Source organism: Alkalimarinus alittae, assembly GCF_026016465.1.
Lineage (GTDB): Bacteria > Pseudomonadota > Gammaproteobacteria > Pseudomonadales > Oleiphilaceae > Alkalimarinus > Alkalimarinus alittae.
On sequence record NZ_CP100390.1, the window covers coordinates 669,985 to 691,166 of the forward strand.

19 protein-coding genes are annotated in these 21,182 nt (G+C 43.5%); 6 read left to right on the top strand and 13 right to left on the bottom strand.

The window, feature by feature from the left end:
- Positions 1 to 2: 2 nt before the first annotated feature.
- The 3 genes from accB to NKI27_RS02935 form a co-directional block, all read right to left on the bottom strand.
- Positions 3 to 455, bottom strand: coding sequence for an acetyl-CoA carboxylase biotin carboxyl carrier protein (gene accB, locus NKI27_RS02925; protein WP_265048204.1), 453 nt, complete (start codon positions 453 to 455; stop codon positions 3 to 5).
- Positions 456 to 588: 133 nt separating this feature from the next.
- Positions 589 to 1,026 (bottom strand): type II 3-dehydroquinate dehydratase, encoded by a 438-nt coding sequence (aroQ, locus tag NKI27_RS02930; protein ID WP_265048205.1) that lies wholly within the window; start codon positions 1,024 to 1,026, stop codon positions 589 to 591.
- A 144-nt stretch (positions 1,027 to 1,170) separates the two neighbouring features.
- A complete protein-coding gene (locus NKI27_RS02935) occupies positions 1,171 to 2,799 on the bottom strand; it encodes a GGDEF domain-containing response regulator (protein WP_265048206.1) in 1,629 nt (542 codons plus the stop codon).
- Between the two features lie 297 nt (positions 2,800 to 3,096).
- On the opposite strand from NKI27_RS02935, the gene NKI27_RS02940 reads away from it, so the two are divergent.
- Positions 3,097 to 5,082: an EAL domain-containing protein gene (locus NKI27_RS02940; protein WP_265048207.1), complete on the top strand. Its 1,986-nt coding sequence runs from the start codon at positions 3,097 to 3,099 to the stop codon at positions 5,080 to 5,082.
- 194 nt (positions 5,083 to 5,276) lie between these two features.
- Positions 5,277 to 6,269 (top strand): DUF2333 family protein, encoded by a 993-nt coding sequence (locus NKI27_RS02945; protein WP_265049464.1) that lies wholly within the window; start codon positions 5,277 to 5,279, stop codon positions 6,267 to 6,269.
- 92 nt (positions 6,270 to 6,361) lie between these two features.
- Here NKI27_RS02945 and NKI27_RS02950 read toward each other — a convergent pair whose 3' ends face one another.
- The 6 genes from NKI27_RS02950 to nosR all read right to left on the bottom strand — a co-directional run bounded on the left by NKI27_RS02950 (position 6,362) and on the right by nosR (position 14,531).
- A complete protein-coding gene (locus NKI27_RS02950; RefSeq protein WP_265048208.1) occupies positions 6,362 to 6,853 on the bottom strand; it encodes a nitrous oxide reductase accessory protein NosL in 492 nt (163 codons plus the stop codon).
- 88 nt (positions 6,854 to 6,941) lie between these two features.
- A complete protein-coding gene (locus NKI27_RS02955) occupies positions 6,942 to 7,766 on the bottom strand; it encodes an ABC transporter permease (RefSeq protein ID WP_265048209.1) in 825 nt (274 codons plus the stop codon).
- Positions 7,766 to 8,743 carry an ABC transporter ATP-binding protein gene (locus tag NKI27_RS02960; protein WP_265048210.1) on the bottom strand — a complete coding sequence of 326 codons (978 nt, stop codon included), beginning with the start codon at positions 8,741 to 8,743 and terminating at the stop codon, positions 7,766 to 7,768. Before NKI27_RS02960 ends, NKI27_RS02955 begins: the two co-directional genes overlap by 1 nt.
- Positions 8,740 to 10,158 (bottom strand): nitrous oxide reductase family maturation protein NosD, encoded by a 1,419-nt coding sequence (locus tag NKI27_RS02965; RefSeq protein WP_265048211.1) that lies wholly within the window; start codon positions 10,156 to 10,158, stop codon positions 8,740 to 8,742. Before NKI27_RS02965 ends, NKI27_RS02960 begins: the two co-directional genes overlap by 4 nt.
- 211 nt (positions 10,159 to 10,369) lie before the next feature.
- Complete coding sequence (nosZ, locus tag NKI27_RS02970) at positions 10,370 to 12,268, bottom strand: TAT-dependent nitrous-oxide reductase (protein WP_265048212.1); 1,899 nt, start codon at positions 12,266 to 12,268, stop codon at positions 10,370 to 10,372.
- 124 nt (positions 12,269 to 12,392) lie between these two features.
- Positions 12,393 to 14,531, bottom strand: coding sequence for a transcriptional regulator NosR (nosR, locus tag NKI27_RS02975; RefSeq protein WP_265048213.1), 2,139 nt, complete (start codon positions 14,529 to 14,531; stop codon positions 12,393 to 12,395).
- 28 nt (positions 14,532 to 14,559) lie between these two features.
- On the opposite strand from nosR, the gene NKI27_RS02980 reads away from it, so the two are divergent.
- Complete coding sequence (locus tag NKI27_RS02980) at positions 14,560 to 14,703, top strand: hypothetical protein (RefSeq protein ID WP_265048214.1); 144 nt, start codon at positions 14,560 to 14,562, stop codon at positions 14,701 to 14,703.
- A 117-nt stretch (positions 14,704 to 14,820) separates the two neighbouring features.
- Here NKI27_RS02980 and ppa read toward each other — a convergent pair whose 3' ends face one another.
- Both ppa and NKI27_RS02990 read right to left on the bottom strand, forming a co-directional pair.
- Entirely contained in the window at positions 14,821 to 15,354 is a 534-nt protein-coding gene (gene ppa, locus NKI27_RS02985; RefSeq protein WP_265048215.1) for an inorganic diphosphatase, read from the bottom strand.
- A gap of 114 nt (positions 15,355 to 15,468) precedes the next feature.
- Positions 15,469 to 16,617: an acyl-CoA dehydrogenase family protein gene (locus tag NKI27_RS02990; protein ID WP_265048216.1), complete on the bottom strand. Its 1,149-nt coding sequence runs from the start codon at positions 16,615 to 16,617 to the stop codon at positions 15,469 to 15,471.
- Positions 16,618 to 16,663: 46 nt separating this feature from the next.
- Between NKI27_RS02990 and NKI27_RS02995 the strand changes: the two genes are divergently transcribed.
- The 3 genes from NKI27_RS02995 to NKI27_RS03005 all read left to right on the top strand — a co-directional run bounded on the left by NKI27_RS02995 (position 16,664) and on the right by NKI27_RS03005 (position 19,981).
- Entirely contained in the window at positions 16,664 to 16,819 is a 156-nt protein-coding gene (locus NKI27_RS02995; RefSeq protein ID WP_265048217.1) for a hypothetical protein, read from the top strand.
- A 150-nt stretch (positions 16,820 to 16,969) separates the two neighbouring features.
- Positions 16,970 to 19,114 (top strand): hybrid sensor histidine kinase/response regulator, encoded by a 2,145-nt coding sequence (locus NKI27_RS03000; RefSeq protein ID WP_265048218.1) that lies wholly within the window; start codon positions 16,970 to 16,972, stop codon positions 19,112 to 19,114.
- A gap of 120 nt (positions 19,115 to 19,234) precedes the next feature.
- On the top strand, positions 19,235 to 19,981 hold the full coding sequence (locus NKI27_RS03005; RefSeq protein WP_265048219.1) for a transporter substrate-binding domain-containing protein: 747 nt from the start codon (positions 19,235 to 19,237) through the stop codon (positions 19,979 to 19,981).
- Positions 19,982 to 19,986: 5 nt separating this feature from the next.
- Here the strand turns inward: NKI27_RS03005 and NKI27_RS03010 are convergent, their stop codons facing one another.
- Together NKI27_RS03010 and NKI27_RS03015 are read right to left on the bottom strand one after the other, a co-directional pair.
- Positions 19,987 to 20,310, bottom strand: coding sequence for a branched-chain amino acid transporter permease (locus tag NKI27_RS03010; protein WP_265048220.1), 324 nt, complete (start codon positions 20,308 to 20,310; stop codon positions 19,987 to 19,989).
- Positions 20,310 to 21,089 (bottom strand): AzlC family ABC transporter permease, encoded by a 780-nt coding sequence (locus NKI27_RS03015; protein WP_265048221.1) that lies wholly within the window; start codon positions 21,087 to 21,089, stop codon positions 20,310 to 20,312. Before NKI27_RS03015 ends, NKI27_RS03010 begins: the two co-directional genes overlap by 1 nt.
- Positions 21,090 to 21,182: the final 93 nt, after the last annotated feature.

A 21,182-nucleotide genomic window follows, 5' to 3' on the forward strand; every position in this document is an offset into this window, starting at 1 on the left:
AATCAAACAATAGTAATAAGGGGTTGATCGAATTCGACAGGCTGCCCATTTTCGATGAGGATTTCTGAAACGGTACCGGTTTTATCTGCTTCAATCTGGTTCATCATTTTCATTGCTTCAACAATACAAATGATATCGCCGGCTTTAATGTTTTGACCTACTTCAATAAATGACGGTGCACTAGGAGAGGCTGCACGATAAAAAGTGCCGACCATCGGAGAGCGAACCGCGTGACCATTTAGCTCGGGTGCTGATGGCGCTTGGTCAGATGAGGTGTCAGTCGGTTCAGTAGACACTGAGGGCGCCGCTGCAACGTAAGTAGGCTGAGGGGCTGCGGCGCTCACTTGTTTGCGTCGACTAATACGTACAGCGTCTTCACCTTCTTTAATCTCAATTTCTTCAATATCAGATTCTTCAATTAACTCAATCAGTTTTTTTATTTTACGAATATCCATGTTTATATCTCTTTTCGCCGTAAATAGCCTGAATATATACTCGCTCGGCGTGGTTGTAGTTAAGGTCTTGTTAGTGTGCAGTCATATTTAAGTTCTGATCATTGTTTAATCTAAGCTGACTGACACTGATTAATTAGTTCAATTGTTTAATGGCGGCTTGTAAGGCTAAGTCATAGCCTTGGCTGCCTAGACCACAGATAACTCCGACAGCCACATCTGAAAAATAAGAGTGATGCCTGAATGTTTCCCGTGCATGTACATTCGATAAATGTACTTCAATAAAAGGTATCTCTACTGCAAGCAGGGCATCCCTAAGAGCGACACTGGTATGTGTAAAAGCCGCAGGGTTGATAATGATAAAGTCGACCCCTTCCTGTTTTGCATCGTGAATGCGGTCAATTAATTCATACTCTGCATTACTTTGAAGTGTTTGCAGGTGATGACCGAGTTCAGTGGCTGAGTTTTGAAGCCTATGATTGATATCGCTGAGGGTTTCAGAGCCGTAAATCTCTGGTTCTCGGCTGCCTAGCATATTCAAGTTAGGACCATGAAGAACAAGTATTGTCGCCATAGCGGAGTGTCCTTTCCCGATAATATTGAGGTTGATTGTAGAGAGGTGTAGGTAACTTAGTTGCGATTTCTACGAAGTTTGCCGTCTTTTCCCTATATTTTCAAGAAAATTCGGCAAACTTGTATTTAGTTAGAATTAATTTCTCTATTGAGAAGAGGGTTCGCGATAACTGCGAACTGCGTTGCGACCTGCTCGCTTCGCATCGTATAGGGCGTTATCTGCACGCTCGCAAATAAGTTGTGCATTTTCATGGGTTCCTGAGGCAACGCCACAACTGAATGTGACATGGAATTCAGAGTTGCCGGCGGGTTGTTGCAGTTCTGCGAATTTCTCGCGAATTTCATTGAGTATGATCTTTGCGTCGTTTTCGCTGGTGTTAGGCAGCACGATGGCAAACTCCTCACCACCATAACGACCAATATGATCGGTTTTTCTTAGTCGCTGTTTTAAAAACAGGGAAAGGCTTTTTAATACTCTGTCACCGATAGGGTGGCCGTAGCTATCATTGATTTTTTTGAAGAAATCGATGTCCAGCATCGCAAATGTTAGCTTGGTCCCATTCTGGTGAGCCTTAGCAATTTCATTTTCTAATAAATAAAGCGTATGGGTGTGATTGTAGAGCCCTGTAAGGCTGTCTCTGATCATGAGCGCTAATAAAGAGCGTGCGCGCCGGCCTCGGTTATGTATGGTTGAGGCTAGGTGCTTAGGATTGATGGGTTTTGTTAAAAAGTCATCTCCACCTAGGCTCATCGCATGAAGCTGTTTGTTGATATCATCTTCTGCAGATAAGTAGATAATAGGGACGCTGTGAAATTTGTCTTGCTGACGAATAACACGTGCGAGCTCCATCCCAGTACATCCCGGCATGTACATATCCATGATGACAATTTCAGGCGAAAAATCATTAAGCGCGATAAGTACTTGCATGGGGTCTGTAATAACACAGGTGGTCATGCCTGCTTTTGTTAGAACATTTTCAATATAGCGTGCTTGAGCCCGAGAGTCGTCAACGACTAATACCTTATATGGATCGAGTGGGCTTGCATTGGTGTACTCTTCTATTTTTTCAATCAGCTGACCTAGATCCACCACTTTATGGAAAAACTCTTCACCGCCGCTTCTTGACGCCATTAAACGGATCTCGATGCCATCATCATCTTCGCTAGTATAAATGATAGGGATTGGTGTCTCGTGGTTTGACTGTATTGATTTAATAGTTTCGATGCCGGCAAATTTATCACCGTTAAAATCAACATCAATGACGATTGTTTCGGGTTTGTTGTGTTGGGCTGCTTTTATCAGTTCATCGCTCGTATCAAAACTGATTGCTCTAAAACCGAAAAACTCTAGCTGTTTGATAATTCGCTGAGCGTTTTCCTTGTGATTGATCGCAATATAAATAGGGGTTCGAAGAAACGTGCGAGGGGCCGCACTAGCATCACAATCGCTTTTGCGTTGAGTGCATTCGCTTAGCGCGGTAATTGCTTTGTTTATTTTTTCTTTTTTGAGGTCGTCCAGTTGGGTTTCATCTGACTGTATTGAATCTAATACATTGGTTAAATCTTTTGCGACAAGCAGGTGTTGGTTCATCTCAAAGCGAGAAGCAAATTTGCCTAGTTTTTCAGCCGATTCTTTCAGGTCATTTAGCCATTGCATGTCGGCCCAATCGGAGTCTTTAAGTTTCTGCCAGTTATCAAGCACGATTCTAGCCTGACTGGTTACTCGCTTAGAGAAGTGTTGCTTTAGTTTATCCCGCTGATCTTCTGATGACATTAACTGTTCCTTCGGTCGTGAAGCGTTGTTTCCGAAATGTGTAACTAAAGCCGTTATAAATTGTGGCGGCTTTATCGGTTAGCGCTCACGGTATTGGCTGCTTTTTTATATTTATTAAGCTTTTTGTCTAAAATGTATAACTATTATTGTAGAGATTCTGTACCGGACTATAGTGTTTAATATAGTCCTTTAATGTCATAGTGTGTAACTATTTGTAATAATTCAAATTGTGATCATATTAAAACTGTGAAATTGATTACTATTGAATTATGAGTTTATTAACATGAGGTAGTTAACATGAACAATAAAGAACCTCGTAGTGTTACGTTAAAACAGGTGCTGCTGTGGTTTACAGGCCTACTGATGGCATCGCTACTGGTTATTAATTTCTTACTAAATGTTAGTAGCTCTAAAGCGTATATGCAACAACAACTAAGCTCTCACTCAGAGGACGCGGCTACGTCGCTTGGTTTGCTGCTTTCGACCGTAATTGATGCGAATGATTTAGTGAGTGCTGAATCACTGATAGATGCCATGTTTGATCGTGGCTACTATCGACACATTATCTATTACGATGTTGATGGCCAGGCTAAAGTATTACGTCACTCGACAATGAAAATTGAAGGGGTTCCCAGCTGGTTTGTTGATCAAATAGATTTGCAAGCGCCAGAGGGGACAGCACAGGTTATGAGTGGGTGGAGCCAGTTGGGCAGTGTTTCTGTGGTGAGTCATCCTGGGTTTGCCTATATCAAACTATGGGACAGCCTTAAGGTTGAGCTGATTTGGTTCACATTAATTGCTGCAGTGGCATTTTTAGTCATGCAGTTTGTTATCACGACCATATTGCTTCCGTTAACAAGAATAGAGAAACAGGCGAAAGCGATTAGAGATAGGGATTTTAGCTTTCGACCACCGTTGCCGAAGACGCGTGAATTAAAACGGGTTGCGGTTGCGATGAATAGCATGTCAGATCGGCTTGGAAAGATGTTTGGCGAGCAACTATCACTTATTGAACATTTGCGTACAGAGTCATTTCATGACCCTATTACCGGACTCGGTAACCGTGCTGAATTTGATGGACGGCTGAAAGCGGAACTTGAGTCTGAGCAAAGTACTGCAGTAGGCAGTTTGTGTTTAATTCAGCTAAGTGACTTTGCGAGTTATAACCAAAAAAATGGCCGCCGTTCAGGTGATGATTTATTGATTGAGCTGGCAAATACGATTAAAGCGAGCATTGTGCCAATTGCTGGCGCTTTTGTTGCTCGCCGTTCGGGGTCAGATTTTTCAATATTTTTGCCCGGCGTGATTGATGAGCAGGCCGATAAGTTTGCTAATGATTTGCTACATAAACTGTCGGGACTGCATTTAGTTAAGCAAATCTGTCGAAATGATATTTTGCATATTGGTATTGCATCTACGCTGACTAATTTACCGCTGCCTGTCTTTTTATCTGAAGCGGATATGGCGCTACGTAATGCTCAGGCTATTGGGCCAAACGGATGGCAGCGTTATGTTGGTGATAGCAACTTTTCAACCCCCGGAGAGTCGGTTAGACAGGCTAATGAGTGGCAGAAAATACTGGTTGATACGCTGGCGGAAAAGAATATTATTTTTCACTTTCAACCCGTGTATAGCGGTGACCGGAAAACTATTTTGCATCATCAGGTATTATCGCGTATCGAGGTTAACGGCGAGTTGATCGAAGCGGGTAAATTCATTCCGATGGCTGAACGTTTTTCGATGCTGGCGGACTTTGATCGCTTGGTAGTGGATAAAATGGTCCGGCTGGCAGAGAGCGATACAGTTACAAGACGTTACTGCATTAATTTATCGGTTCACTCACTGACAGACGAAATGTTTGTTGAGTGGTTTTTGAATAAAATGACAGAGCACCCTGATGCGGCTAGATGGTTTATTTTTGAAGTCTCTGAATATAGCCTGCAACTAGCAAATGAGGCGCTTGAAAAAATCGTAACGGCAAGCTCAACGCTAGGGTATGAAATATCGATTGATAAGTTTGGCGTAGCGGCGGTTCCATTTGCCTATTTACAGCATTTGTCGATTCATTATATTAAGGTTGATCATAGCTTTATTCGTGATATACAACATAGTCGTGATAATCAGTTTTTCTTGCGGACAGTGTTGCAGATTGCTCATGGGCAGGATATTCAGGTTATTGCCGTGGGTGTTGAGTTTGAAGATGAGTGGGATTCTATAGAGCCACTCGGCATCGATGGCGCGATGGGGTATTATCTCTGTAGACCGCAAGCGAAGATTGAGTAGCGTGTATTGGATGACGCCTAAGGTAGTTGAAGTAAAATATACCTAGGCAGCATAGGGCAAGCGAAAACGAATTGATAAGATATCGTTAAGTAAAATAATATAACGTAATTATAGAAAGTAAATAGGGTTATAGAATGGCATTTCAAAGGGTTAAAGATTTCGTAAATGATCGCTGGGAAGACCTGCAGGATTATATGGGCGGCGGGCTGTTACCCAAAGTGCTAATGGGTGGGCTCGGGCTCTATTTAATTATCTCTGTGGTGCTGGGTATGTTCTGGAGTAGCGAGCCTGAAACCTTTGACGTTGCACCGGCTGCAGCGGTAAGGGCGAGTGCAGAAGGCCATAAAGTGGTTGTCGGTTCTACTACAACGGCGACACTGATTATCTTGGCTGAAACGATACTCGATAAGCCTGGCGGCTATATTCATAATGATATTTTTCCCCCAGGAATTTGGCTTGATAATATGTCAAGTTGGGAGTTTGGAGTATTGGTACAGGTAAGAGATTTAGCAAGAGCCCTGCGTAAAGACTTGAGCCGAGTACAAAGTCAGTCGACAGAAGACCCTGACTTGGCGATCGCTGAACCGCAATTTAACTTTGATAGCCGAAGCTGGGCTATCCCGTCTACAGAGAGAGAATATCGTCGTGGTATTGCGGCATTAAACCGATACCTTGGGCGTTTATCTGACGATAATAAGCAAGACGCTCAATTTTATGCGCGTGCTGATAACTTAAGAAACTGGTTGTCTGACATAGAAAACCGTCTCGGCAGCCTTTCTCAGCGATTGAGCGAAAGCGTCGGTCGTAACCAGTTGGATATGGGCTTAGCAGGCGACCCTTCAGCTCAGCAGTCAACAGCCACGACAAAGTTGATTGTTAAGAAAACACCTTGGTTAGAAATTGATAATATTTTCTATGAAGCAAGAGGAACCACTTGGGCGTTGATACACATCTTAAAGGCGATTGAAGTGGATTTTGATAAAGTGCTTAGAGATAAGAATGCCTTAGTGAGCTTAAAACAGATTATTATTGAGTTAGAAGCCACTCAAGAAACGGTTTGGAGCCCGATGATTCTAAATGGTAGTGGGTTTGGAATGACTGCAAATCACTCGATTACTATGACGTCTTACATTTCTCGTGCTAATGCGGCAATTATTGAATTAAGAAACTTGCTGCAACAAGGGTAGATATAAAGCAAAAGACCAATCGCAGTGGGTCTCCGCCTGACATAAACGAGGGGATGACAAATACCTCATCCCCGCGCAGGCGGGGATCCATTCTAATGATGCATCGACCCCATATTACTTACAGAACCCGTATTCAATATATCCATCGTAATCTCATTGAACCCCAGCACAGTACCGCCATGTTTCGTTACAAATGCCTCTGCAGCCGCTTTCTCTGCAAAAGAGCCTAAAGTAGGCCCCATGGCACCTTTCATACTTGAGCCAACAACAAACCAAGCATCTTTAGCGTTAATCATGTGCTCATCATTGGGAGAGTTCCAGTCACTACGGCTCATATCATGAACATAGATGTCTTTACTGTTAGGCTTGTTTTCAGGCTGTAAGTACCAACTCATCAAGTCGCGGGTAGAGCAGAATTTTCTTACACTATTTTGACGGCCTTCAAAGAGCTCGCCTTTAGGGCCTGGAAATTCGCTAATGACCATACCGCACAAATGGCATTCATCTCCTGATTCAATCGCAACAGGAAGGTTCTTAGTGTGTTGTGTAGTGTCTTCATTGCTACAGGCCGTGATAAAAAGCATCGCAATGGCGGCTGTTATTATTTTGAATCGGTCAGCATTAAGAATGTTAATGGTCAGTACTCCTGATTATTTAATGATCGGTATAGGGTTAGATTTTTCTGCGCGAAAAAGCCCAGTAAGCGGCACTGAGAGGTAATAGCAGCCAGCCAATCAGTACAGCGAATAATGTCATAAACCCAAACTCTACTTCACTAGCCATCACTAGTAAGCCGCCTCCGCTGCCTTCGAATCCGACTAGGTTTATTAACCTGAACACATCTGTGGGGTTTAATAATAGTAAATAAGGAAACAGCTCAGGGTTAAATTGTCCATCAGTTGCTACCAATAGTCCCAGTAACGCGAGATCAAACACCAGTACAAACAGAAACCAAAAAATTAATGCCATACCCGCTGCTTTTGATTTTTCAGAGACCAGCGCACTGATAAAATAGGCGGCGGCGACAAATATTACACCGAGTAACGTGGCTGAAATAATAAAGCGAGTGAACGCAATTGAAAGCGCAGGAATGTCTACCCCGCTGGCAAATATCGCAATAATTACTGCAGACGAACCAAACCCAAGCGCCGTCGAAATACCCATGATCAGACCGTGACCTAATAATTTGCCCAGTAATAGCTGTGCTTTTGTTAAAGGGTAGGTGAGAAGTAGTAGTAAGGTACCGTCTTCATCTTCCCCGACAATAGCGTCATAGGAAAGCAGAAGTGCAATTAAGGGGATAAGAAATACTGCCAGGCTAGCCAAACTGATAATGGTATTAGGGATAGAGGTAAACCCTACTACGCCTGACGCCGCAGCACCAAACCAAGATATTCCGATTGAAAGCAGTGCAAACACAAGCGTGATGGCAATAATCCAACGATTGCGAAGGCCGTCTTTCAGTTCTTTTTGTGCTACACACCAAATCGCATGCATTATTGAACCCCCTCTTTGTCTTTTGTGATTGAATTGGTCATATGTGGCGGTGGGGTGTCGTGATTATGGCTGGCACTAGCTTCAACATAATGACGGTAGATTTGCTCTAGCGAGGGTGTTTGAAGATCAATGTCTGATACGCCAGGGTGCTTCATTATTTCTCGTAACACTTGGGTTTTATAAGCGTGTGACGTTTGAATCTCCATTGCGTTATCGCTAGCGGTACTGATATCAACCGCGTGACCTTCTAGCTCTGAGCGTAAAATATCTCGGTTGATCTCGCCATAAGCGCGAATGGTTGTGGGTAGCTGGGCTTGCTCTCGGAGTTCAGTTAAGGTACCAAGTGCCTGTAGTTGACCGGCACCCAAAATGGCCGCTCGATCAATATGTTTTTCAACGCCGGGTAATACATGTGAGCAAAGCACCACAGAGCAGCCCGATTTTTTAAGTTGATCAACCATGGCGTAAAAATCTTGTGTGGCAATGGGGTCTAGTCCAACCGTGGGTTCATCAAGTAATAATAGTTTAGGCGCTGTTAATAACGCTTGAGCAAGGCCGAGCCTTTGCTTCATGCCTTTTGAATAAGTTTTAACCTTACGATTGGCCGCGTGGTTTAAGCCGACTTCTTCTAGTAGTTGCTCGACTCGATTTTTATGGACCTTTTTTAGCTTTGCAAAATAGGCAAGGACTTCTTTGCCGGTTAACTGCTGGTAGAACGAGACGTTCTCTGGCAAAAAACCAAGCCTGTATCGATGGTCGCTGAAATGTGGCGAGGTGGGTGCATGACCAAAAACAGAAACAGTACCCTCTGTTGGTTTTAATAAACCAAGGATTAGTTTCATGGTGGTGGTTTTACCGGCGCCATTGTGACCAAACAGACCTAAAACTTCGCCTTCTTCGATATTGAGCGATAATTCTTTAATTGCCGCAATTCCATCAAAGTATTTTTTAACTTGATTGAGCTGGACTACGCTCATGAGGCGGCTCCTGTTGTTTGGTTTTTATTTGAAAGTTGAGGGCTGAGGATGTTGTTACTTTCAGTAGGGCGCATAAGTGGATAGCTATCGGTTACACCGGGAGACTTTAATACCGGAAACTCACGCTGAATCCATCTCAGTGTTTCAACCGCTGGGCTATTCATGAGTACTTTTGCAGAGGGGTATTTCCACAGCATTTTGTCGACACCATCGTTGGGTTCGTAGGGTATATCACCCACGCCATTGCTGTCTCTATCCCAACCGAGGTAGTCACTCCAAAAATTGCCCGCACCTTCGTTTGACCATTCCTGCGTGCGGGTGGATACATATTTCACCTGCTGTTTATTGCCGATGAAGTTATTACCAATAATGATATTGTCTTCTGAACCTGCCGTAATATGGATTCCCAAATCACCTTCTCTAAAGGTGTTACCGACGAGCTTATTGTAAAAAGAATTATAGATAAATAAAGCCTTTCCCTCGGCCCCTTGTGCTGAGCTGTCACCGATATAGTTGCTACCTTGTCGAGTATTAGATACATGGTTATTCTTGATGGTGGAGTCGGTGATATAGTTGAGTAGAATACCGTAGTTCTCATTCCACTCTGAACGATTGTTAAGAATCTGTAGGTACTTGGACTGCATTAATGCATAGCCGGTACGAGTGTGATGGGTGTAGTTGTTCTCGACTAAATTGCTATATGAATACATGTAATGCACGCCATAACGAAGGTGGTGAAATTCATTATTGCGGATCGAATTTTTGTGGCTAGTATCGATATAGATGCCATCTCGTGTGTGCCATACTTCATTAAACGCAACGTCTGCACCTGTAGAGCCGTAAAGATGGATGCCGTTTCCCCGGTCTTGAGAGCGGGTTTCTAGTGAGCCTTCAACACGGTTTGATAGCACTTGGGTGTTGACGCTTGAATCTAAAAATATGCCAAACGCAACGCCCTTTAAATAGTTGTTTTTGATCACGGCATTTTCAGCTGTCTTCTTAACAATAATACCCGCGTCCATCGCGGTGAGGTCATCCCCCCAATTAAGAATATTACACCCCTTAACAGTGACGTTGGGGGCGGTGATACGAATGGCATCTTTGGTCTTATTAGCGTCTAAATTTGTGCCGGGTTCACAGTTGAGGGTTAGTGGTTTGTCGATTAAAAGGCTGCCAATATAGCGGCCGGGTCTCAGTTGGAGTGTGTCACCATTCTGAGCCTCATCAATCAGCTTTTGTAACGTGTTTGTGGGGCTTACAACGGTTATGTTGCGCGTTGTATTGTCGCTGATTTCTGCGCTATTTTCTGCACTACTAAGCTGTTCATTGGCATCAAGGTTAGCTGAAAACAAGACCGTTAATACGGAGTAAGTGATTAAGGCACCAATGTGAAGGACTGAAGGTTTTTGTGACATCACGGCTACTCATTCAAATCGTTAAAAACAGACAGCAGATAATAGGCTAATTAGCAGGCTGATGGGCTGAATCTGTAAATGAAATTACATTTAATATGATTAAGTATTTTAGGGTAAACAAGAAGGGGATAACTTGAGTTAGCTCAACCTCCGAGTAGAGGCTGAGCTAATTAAGGCACGTTATCAAGCGATCACGTGTCTAAAGCGCTTATTAAGCTTTTTCTACCAACATGCGACCACGCATTTCCATGTGTAGTGCATGACAGAACCACTGACAGTAGTACCAGAAAACACCTGGTTGGTCTGCAGTAAATGTTACTGAAGACGTTGCCTGAGGCCCGATCTCCATCGCCACGCCGTGGTTTGTCATTGAGAAACCATGTGTTACATCTTCAATGGTATCAAGGTTAGTGACAATTACGGTGACTTCATCACCTTGCTTAACGGTGAAGTCGGTCATGCCAAAGCTAGGCGCAACAGAGGTCATGTAAACACGAACCTTCTTGCCATCACGAATAACTTTGCTCTCTGATTCAAGAGTAACGCCGTCTTTTTTCGCTTGAGCCACAGTTTCTGCGAAGAACGGATCGTCACGCGTCCAAAGCTTCTTAGGCTTTAATTGTGAACGGTGAACAATGATGCAGTCATGAGGTTCTGCGAATGCAGGGCCATCGTGAATAAGCTTCATTTCTTCACCAGAAATATCGATCAATTGATCGTTCTCAGGGCGAAGTGGTCCAACAGGTAAGAACCGGTCTTTCGAGAACTTACAAAGAGAAACCAAGTATTTACCATCGGCATCACGGGTTTCACCCATTGAAGTATGGTTATGACCAGGCTGGTAGTGAACATCTAGCTTTTGCTTGATGTAGTTAACCTTTTCACCATTGTAAGCTTTGATTGCATCTTCAACATTCCACTTGGCGATTTGGCTATCAATAAATAGTGTGGTGTATGCGTTACCGCGACCATCAAATGCGGTGTGCAATGGCCCTAAGCCTAATTCTGGCTCTGCTACAACAGTATCACGCTCTTCGATCTTACCATCAAATAAAGCAGGTAGTTTGTCGATAGCTATGATCGTAACCGTTGGTGATAGCTTACCGTTGGCAACAAAGTATTTACCATCTGGGGACGTGTTTAAGCCGTGTGGTGACTTTGGTACAGGGATATAGCGCGTGAAAGGGCTGTTAGCGGCTTTACGGCCATCAACTACTGGCACTTTAGAGTCGCCAATGGTTGTGTACTTGCCTTCTTTAACTGCTTTCTCAACCGCATGAATATCAAATACAACTGTCCAGTCACGCTCGTTACGCATTGACTCGGCTAGTGTTACACCATTTTCAGAGTTGTAACAGGTCGATGCAGCAAAGCGGCCCGTGTAGTCAGCATCTGTGTTATCAAGGTTGCCATCAACAATAACCTGGAATGCCATTTCCATTGTTTCAGCATCAATGGCGTTGTACATGGTGTAGTATTTTGATGGATCGTTTAGGTCACGACCATCATTTGGCTGAGGGATACGGAACTCGCCATTACAGAATACATATTTAGTGTGAGGTACTTTTTGTACTCGCAAGCCGTGAACAGCCTGAACGTTAGGTACATCAAGAATTTTGTCACACTTCATGATGTCGCAACGAATACGAGCTACGCGTGTGTTTAGTTTGTCGTTGATAAATACGTATTTACCATCGTATCGGCCGTCAGTCATAGACATGTGAGGGTGGTGAGCATCACCGCATAGGTGTTTGTCAGACTTGCCACGAATCAGCTTACTTTCGTTGGTGATACCCCAACCTGTTGCAGAGTCAACATTGAATACAGGGATACGCATCAACTCACGCATTGACGGAAGACCCATGATACGTACTTCGCCTGACTGACCACCACTCCAAAAACCGTAGTACTCATCAAGTTCGCCAGGGTGAACCTGTGCTTTTGACATTGAATCTTTTGCTGCTTGAGCAAATGACTCACGCGTCATGACTGTACCGGCTAAACCGGCAACGCCTGCAACACCCGCAGCACTTGCAGCTGCCGATGCGCCCAAAAAGCCACGTCGGCTTATGGATGGCTGATTTTCGTTTTCGTTCTTCTTGTCTTCCATCGTTTTACTCCGCTTTAGTCGGGTTTTATTGGGGTACGAGACAACACATTTAACTCATATCCCGTGTTTATCTTAGGTTTACTAATTTTAAACTGTGTTTAAATTGTTGCGTTTATCGCGCGGCTTATCCGACATTGATCGCGTCAATGGGCTTCAGATTAGGCGCGGGTTTATTCTTTCGTGCTTTTTTGGCTTTATTCACCAAAGGTGGGCACTTATTCTCGTTGTGATATGTCATTTGGCAATCAAGGCAGTGGTGACACTCGTTCGCATTGATGGTGCCGTCTGGGTGAATCGCTTGAATCTCACACTCAACCGCGCAAAGCTGACAAGGCTGACCGCATTCTTTACGGCGCTTCAACCAATCAAATAATCTAAGTTTGGTTGGAATAGCCAACGCTGCGCCAAGAGGGCATATATAGCGGCAATAAACTTTGCGTGTGAAAATAGAGATAAAGAGCAACGTTACAGCGTAAGTCACAAACCACCACTCACGTTGGAATGCCAGTAAGATCGTTGTTTTAAACGGCTCAACCTCTGCAAAGCGCTCAGCTGTAGACATTGACTCTAGTGAGATACCGAAAAGTGCTAGCAAGATGATATATTTTACTGCCCATAGGCGCTCGTGGACGGCAAAAGGGAGTTCGAACTGCTTGATTTTGAGCTTTCTGGATAGTTCGTTAATAAGTTCCTGCAGCGCTCCGAATGGGCACAGCCAACCGCAGAATATACCTCGACCCCAAAGCAAAATTGATGCAGCCGTGAAGCCCCATAAAATGAATATGATGGGGTCCATTAAGAACAGCTCCCAGCGGAAGTCTCCCATAACGGCATGTGTAAAGGTCAGCACGTTGACGACGGACAGTTGTCCGAGGGTGTACCAACCAATAAATAATACAGTATAGATGAGGAAGCCTCTACGAAGGTTGTGCAGTAGGCGAGGGTAGCGCACTAAAATATCTTGCATAAAGATAACAGCACTTAGGAATACTAAACTAACTACTAACACCGAGATCGAAAAGGCTTTCTGCTGCCATATAGTCACCCATATCGGCAGTTCTTCTTCTGCGACGGGTTGGATAGGGCGATCGATGTAAGCTTCTGGTGTTTGGTACCCACCCACAAAGCTAACAAAAACACTATCTAGCGGACCCGTCTGGCGACGTACAAGTAGTTCTATATCCCAAGGCGTGCCAGGGTCAAACTCAAATTGAGGACGAATAATAAAAATATCCATCTCTTTAAAGTCAGGCGTATTCGCAGTATATACGTCGGTTAAACGGTGATGGTCTACATCTCTAAAGCTAACGGTATCGTCACCTTGGTTGAGTTGCATACGATCAAATATACCGCCACGCACATAGCCATTCCCCTTAAATGAGTAGGGGCCTGTGCCGAGCACTGCGATTGCGTGTTCGCCTTCTTTAAGTTCACCCATTAACCAATCATACTCACGATCACCTAATAGGTTTTTACCCACTGTAGGTGCGTTGAGGTAGGTGTAATACATGTCGATGAAGGTATCTTGTTTTTCATCTGCCGATGCTTCTTCTATCCCTTCGCCTGTTGAACCAATAAAGGCTTTGTCAACCTGAGCGCGGTCAAGGTGTAAGCGGCGAATGGAGCCGTCTCCGGTGAGGGTTGTCCAGTCGGCTTCTTTAAATACATCTTTCTTAACGGTGGCAGGTAGTATTGTACCGCCCGTAGTCGGTTCAATAAGGCCTATTTTTTCAGCGACCTTGTGAGCTGATTTCATAATGGTATCGTTAACCACTATAACGGTTACGGTAGCACCTGTTACTGCATCAACCGTTAACGCCTCAGGGTCAGAGCTAAAACCAACTCGAATCTTGTCGGTGATTTCTTTGCCAATATACTGAGCTGCGAAATCCCATAATTTATGTGCTGGAATACCGACTAATAAGATAGGCTCGTGATGTTCAAGTACCCATGAGTTTTTAAATATACCGTTTACATCGAATGAAACTAAAACATTGACGGGTTTGCCAGAATACGCAGGAATGCTGACTTGGTCATCGGTTTCAAAGGCATAACCTAGAACGGTATCTCCCGCCATGACAGGCCATACATTAAGTGCTTCATCAAATTTACCTAAGCTGTCTGCGCCTTCGTATTGATCAAGAACGCGCTCTGTTAAGTCAGCAGGCAGTGTTTTATCCGCAGCCTGTGAGAGCGAGGGGGCTGACAGATAGACAAATGCGACAAAAGCCGCAAAACAAAGGCTATGTATCAGTTTTCTCATGCTTACTCCGTAAATCAGGTGCGACACAATGTCGCATATAAGAGGCAACTATACTCCCAAACAAAAAACTAAAATTGATGTTGGTCAACTTGATTGTAGGTGTGGTGTTGTGAAAGGCGGACAGAGTAGGCGCAGTGGCGTATTCAGCGATGCTGAAGTGGTCGATGTTTGATTGGGTGAGAGGAATATATTGTTATATCGGACATAAAAAAAGAGTCGGTTTAAAGCGACTCTTTTTTACAACAATAGGCTTAACAGATTAACAGATTAACAGATTAACATGTTAGCACTACTTATCGTTGTTATAGGCTGCAATAGAGTCAACGATCGCTTGTTTTGCAGCAGCTGCGTCTCCCCAACCTTGTACTTTAACCCATTTACCTTTTTCAAGATCTTTGTAGTTCTCGAAGAAGTGTTTGATCTGCTCGCGAAGTAGTTGTGGTAAATCAGTCGCTTCTTTAACATCATCGTATAGACGCGTGATTTTTTCGTGAGGGACTGCGATTAACTTAGCATCTTCACCAGCTTCGTCTTCCATGTTTAATACGCCTACAGGACGGCAGCGAATCACAGAACCAGGTACGACTGGGTAAGGTGTAACCACTAGCACGTCAAGTGCATCGCCATCGTCTGCTAGGGTATTAGGGATGTAGCCGTAGTTTGCAGGGTAGAACATAGGGGTTGCCATAAAGCGGTCAACCATTAGTGCGCCCATATCTTTGTCAATTTCATATTTGATTGGGCTGCTGTTTGCAGGGATTTCAATCGCGACATAAATGTCTTCTGGAGCGTTTTCGCCTGCTGGGATATTGTCAAAGTTCATGGAAGTACCTTTGTCCGTTTTCCTGAATTATAAAGGCGCGAATTATAATCGTTCCTGCTCACCAAACCAACAGTTAGGGCTAAAAAGTTCACAAACCATACAATTAGTGTCGACTTATAGCCCCATCTGCTTCGCAATTAGTTCTTTCATTATCTCAGTGGTCCCCCCTCCAATGGGTAGAATTCGGCTATCACGGTATAGTCTTTCAACCACTGATTCACGCATGTAACCCATGCCTCCAAATAGTTGTACTGCGTGATTCGTCACATTTTCGCAAATCTCAGTAGAGAAGTTTTTGGCCATAGAGACTTCTTTTATAGGGTTTTTGCCAGCGTCCATTAGTGCCGCGACGCGATAGGTATATTCTCTAGCAATCTCAACTTGGGTCGCCATGTCTACCAACTTATGCTTGGTTACCTGGAATTTACCAATAGGGCGGCCAAATGCTTCACGTTCTTTGATGTATTTAAGGCTTTCTTCTAGTGCTAGTTGAGCGGTCATGTAAGCCATGATCGATAACGATAGCCGCTCTTTGATAAAGTTCGTCATAATGCAGATAAAACCGCTATTCTCGACGCCAATTAAATGTTCAACGGGCACCATACAGTCATCAAAAAACAGTTCTGCTGTATCGCTGGCCCACCATCCCATCTTTTTGAGGTTTTTCCCTATGCTGAAGCCTGGCGTTTCTCTCTCTATCATTAGCATACTAATACCTGCGTGACCCTGGTCGCCGGTTCTAACGGCGACGGTATAAAAGTCGGCACGTACGCCACTGGTGATAAATATTTTGCTGCCATTAACCCTGTAGTGGTCTCCTTCTTTGACGGCTTTTGTAGAAATACCTGCGACATCTGAGCCTGCACCGGGCTCTGTTATCGCTAGTGCTGCAATTTTTTCACCTCTTAATACAGGAGGGATGACTTTTTCTTTGAGAGACTGACTACCCCAGAGCGCAATAGGGGGCAGCGCAATATTTAACGACCCCAAACTGGCAACTAAACCGCCGGATGTTGATCTCATTAATTCTTCACTGGCAGCCACTTGCATAAAGGTGTCTTTCTGTCCGTTGCCTCCGAATTCTTCAGAAAATCCGATGCCAAGAATGCCAGCATCTCCTGCCAGTTGATAAAGTTCTCGGGGAAAGCTGCCTTGTTCTTCCCAATTATTAATATTGGGCAATATGTGGCGGGAAACAAATTGACTGACGCTTTCACGTACCATTTTATGGGTATCGTTAAAGTAATTGCCTTTTTTATCCATAGAGCTCACCTATTAAATATTGTTTTTATAGTAAGGCTGAGTATGAATGAGTTCAATAAACCAAGCAAACGCTTGGTTTATTTTCGAGTGTATTAATATTCCGCTTGACGGGGTGTTTGAGTTAAGCCCCTTGTGTGACCGTTTCTGTCAGGTATTTATGTCTAAATGTGGTTTTAATGCCCGTTATGTGAATACTGAGTAAGAACTAGTTCTAAGTGTTAAGTATACTTTTAGGAATGTAGGGTAACGCTAACGCTAAAGTACACTAATAATTGCTTGGCACGTATCAAGTGAGACGAATCCAGTGCTTTAGGTTTGATTAGCGGTATTAAATGGAAAGTAGTATTCGCAAATGGCAATTTCAATAAAAAAGTTAATTGATTGGGGGGTAATCCCAGATATAGCCTCGAGCTTAAAAAAGTGCATACGGCTTTGTAATGCTTCTGCTATCACCCTAGGTTTAGGGCTTGTTCCATACCTCTTTATTTATTGGCATTACGAGCTTCATCGCGTTTTTTCAACTGTTCTGATGCTTGTTCTGTTCAATTTTTCTATCCCATATCTAAACAAGCTAGGGTATATCCGCTTTACCCGTATTTCATTTGTGATGGTGAATTACAGCTTAGGGTTTCTTAATTCAGCGTTATTGGGGCAAGAAAGCTTTGTTTATCTCTACTTAATTGTAGGGTTGCCGGCGGCTGTTATGCTGTTTCGTTATCGAGAATATCGTTTGCAAGCGATCTGCTTGACTTCCGCGGTGTTCTTTATTGTGCTTGATTTAGTTTTTAATGTGGAACCACTTGCGGTTTACCTGTTGTCGGCTGAGGCGCTTGGGTGTATCCAAATCTCAACTGTGTTAGGTGCTCTCTCATGCTCTGTGGTGTTTATTCTTTTCTTTCGACATGAGAGTGACGCTGCACAACGACGATTTGAGCAGCTAGTCGTCAGCAAGCAAATACTGAACAATGACCTGGATGCGGTTTTATTTTGTGGTATGGATGGCCAGATAACGTTTGCAAACCAGGCGGCAGAAAAGCTTTATGGGTATGATCAGGCCGAGCTTATTGGTCGAAAATTAGAGTCTTTATATGTTACCACCCAAGATAGTGACGCATTAAAGCCACCTTTGATTGAGGAGGCCAAATCTAAGCAAACGAATTGGCGAGGTGAAATCGCGCTTAGGAAATCGAATGGTTGCCAATTTACTGCGCTGTTAACGCAGTTTGTGGTGACTGATGAAAGTGGGCAGTCGGTTGGTGTGGCTGCAACGGCAAAAGATATTACTCAACAGAAACTAACCGAGCTTGCATTAATAGAAGCTAAAGATAATGCTGAAGAAGCCGCTAAGGTGAAGTCTAACTTTTTGGCGACAATGAGCCATGAGATCCGAACTCCGCTTAATGGCGTGATTGGTATGGCTCAATTGCTGTTAGAAGATAATCCAAAACCAGAACAAATTGAGAGCCTGAATATACTTAAATTCGCGGGTGAAAACCTGCTAGCGCTTATTAATGATGTGCTGGACTTTAGTAAAATTGATGCAGGCCGAATTACCCTTGAGACGGTTCCTTTTTGTCTTGCTGAGTTAATTCACAGCATTAAGAGCAGCTCTAAATATTTAGCGTTTGAAAAAGGTATCAAGTTTTCTGTTCAATTAGATGACCAATTAGCCCAAAACTACCAAGGCGACCCTGTACGTTTGACTCAAATTCTTCTTAACTTGACCAGTAACGCTATCAAGTTCACCAAGGAGGGGCAGGTATCATTAGAGGTGAACGTAATTAAAGACGAACACGATAGTGCGGATATTGAGTTTAAGGTGTCGGATTCAGGTATTGGTATAGCGAAAGATAAGCTAGAGTATATTTTTGAGCAGTTCTCTCAGGCTGACAATACTATCACCCGACATTACGGCGGTAGTGGGTTAGGACTTTCCATCACCAAAGGCCTTTTGGACGCTTTTGGTTCTGAGATACAAGTTGAAAGTGAAGAAGGTAAAGGCACGCGCTTTTCTTTTATTTTGGCGATGCAAAAAACGCCCGAAGCACTTTTATCCAGGCCGTCTAAATACATGAATAGCCGATATCATGTGCAGAGCGATGTGGGGCTTGACGGTCTTTCTATTTTGGTTGCTGAAGATAACCCCGTAAACGTGATGGTTATTCAAAAGTGGTTAAGTAAATGGGGCGTTGAATTTGATATTGCTAAAAATGGCCAAGAAGCCGTACAGAAAATTAATGAAAAGCAGTACGACCTGATCTTAATGGATATACAAATGCCAGTGATGGATGGTTTTCAGGCTACGTTGGCTATTCGCAGCTTGATGAAAGGAGCGCCTTTGCCCATTATTGCATTAACGGCTACCACAACTGATGAGTTTGTTGCAGAAGCTTACGAGGTAGGCATGAACGATTACCTTGGAAAACCGTTTAAACCCGAGCACTTAAAGTCAAAAATAAAGCAGCTTTGTTACCCAGCAGCGACACCGTTAAGCTAAAAATAAGTCGCTATAGTAGGCGCAGAATGTTGTAAAAGTTTGTGCTATCTGAATATTTATCCATACTGAAACTATCTAGTCGCCAAGTATGGTTGAGTGATTATTAATAGGAACATTGTAGTGAAGCTGCTTTTTAACTGTTTGTTAATGTCGGTGATATCTTTAGATTTATGGGCCGCCGAGTCATTGACGTTAAAAATAGCGGGGTATGATTATCCTCCGCTGTATCACTTAAATGAACGCGATCAAGTCGAAGGAGAGTTTGTTGATGTGTTTAAAAAAATGTGTCAGCAGCAAGGTATCAGTTGTAAGTTTACTGCGATCAGTGCTGCGCGAACATATAAACAGCTTGAAGATGGTGATATAGATATACTGCTTACCGGTAAAATTCCTCGTTTTAATGAATGCTGCATTGTGAGTGACTGGTCATATCAATGGGTTGGGGGGATTTATTCAAGAGAGAAGATAGAGACTGAGATAGACTCATCGCTCTTGAAAGGGCGCTCATTGGTTATACCGTTGGGATTTGAACTTCCTCATTTAGTATTCAAAGATCTAAAAGAACTCGAAAGTAATCATGCGACGAGAGTCATTGAGGCAAGAACGGCTCGTTTGACGTTAAAAATGTTTGGTAAGGGAAGGGGGGACTTTTTGTGGAGCTCTAGTGAAACAGGTCCGTTGCTCCGCGAATACTCAGATAATAAAGAGTCTCCTTACTACTTTTACCCATTAAAAACGATCCCTGTCGTTGCGTGGATAAATCGTACAAACCCTCATTATGAAACTATCCTGAACGGGTTTAACCGATCATATGCTAATTTAAAGGCCTCTAAGGTTATTGCTGATGATGGCTTGATGGCAAGATAGCACGCTTAAGCACTTTGCTGTAGGAACATATAAAGCCCCGTCCCGCACAAAATACTAATCAATGGGTTACGAAGCATTAGGTGAGCAGCCGTCACAACGCTTAATGCAATTAGCTCATTGACGCCGCCCTTATCGACAAACCAGTTGATATCTTTAACGCAATAGATAAGCAATAAAAGCATAATAGCGGGCGGTAAATAGCGGCCTAAAAAGACTAATAGGGGATGCTCGCCTTGTTTGTGAAACAAAATAAAAGGGGCGGCCCGCGTGACAAATGTTGCAAGGCTCATGGTTAAAATAAAGCTAATAAGATAAAAGATATTATCCATTACTTCGCGCTCCTTCTACTATTTAATCCCCGAATGTCTAATTGTTGTTTACCCAGTAGAAGTGCCAATGTCATCGTGATGGATATGAGTAGCATGCTATCGGAGTCAAAGAGCGTTAACGAGGCGATCGCGCAGATCAAGGCAATCACAAAGGGGAATAGTTTTCGTGTCGCTTTATATTGCTCGATAACCAACACCATAAATAGTGCCGGCAATGTAAAGTCGAGTCCTGTTGTGTCGAAGGTTATTGCGCCACCCAGCAATGCGCCAATGGTGCAGCCTAATACCCAGTAGCTTTGATTAAGCGCGGCAATGATAAATTGAAATTTACCCTCCTCTTGGTTTTCGAGCGGTGTTTTTTCTGTATGGCTTTGATGCTTCAGCGCATGGTGAGCCGTGAGTAGTGAATACGTCTCATCGGTGAGTCCAAAAATAATATATAGCTTGCGCCAGCCGGTTGCTTTGAGGTGGTGAATAAGTGACAAGCCATAAAATACGTGGCGAGAGTTCAGTAATAGCGTTGTCATGGCGACTTCAAACATCCCCGCACTTGCTGCAAGTAACCCGATGGCCATAAATTGAGCGGCGCCAGCAAAAATAACCACCCCCATGATGGTTGCCCAGTACCAAGCATATCCTTGGTCTGCTAGCAATAAACCAAAGGCCATTCCCATGGGAACGTAGCCGAATAAAACAGGGAGCGTCATTTTAAAACTATTAGCAATCGTTACCGGCTGGGACGGCTGTGAAGATAAGAGCGATTGATCGGGAGTTGTCATGTTAAACGGCTTTGATTTTGGTTTCGGGAGGATGGAATATAGAGGGACAATGACAGATTATCAATAAGCGTTTAGTTTAATCTAGGACAAACA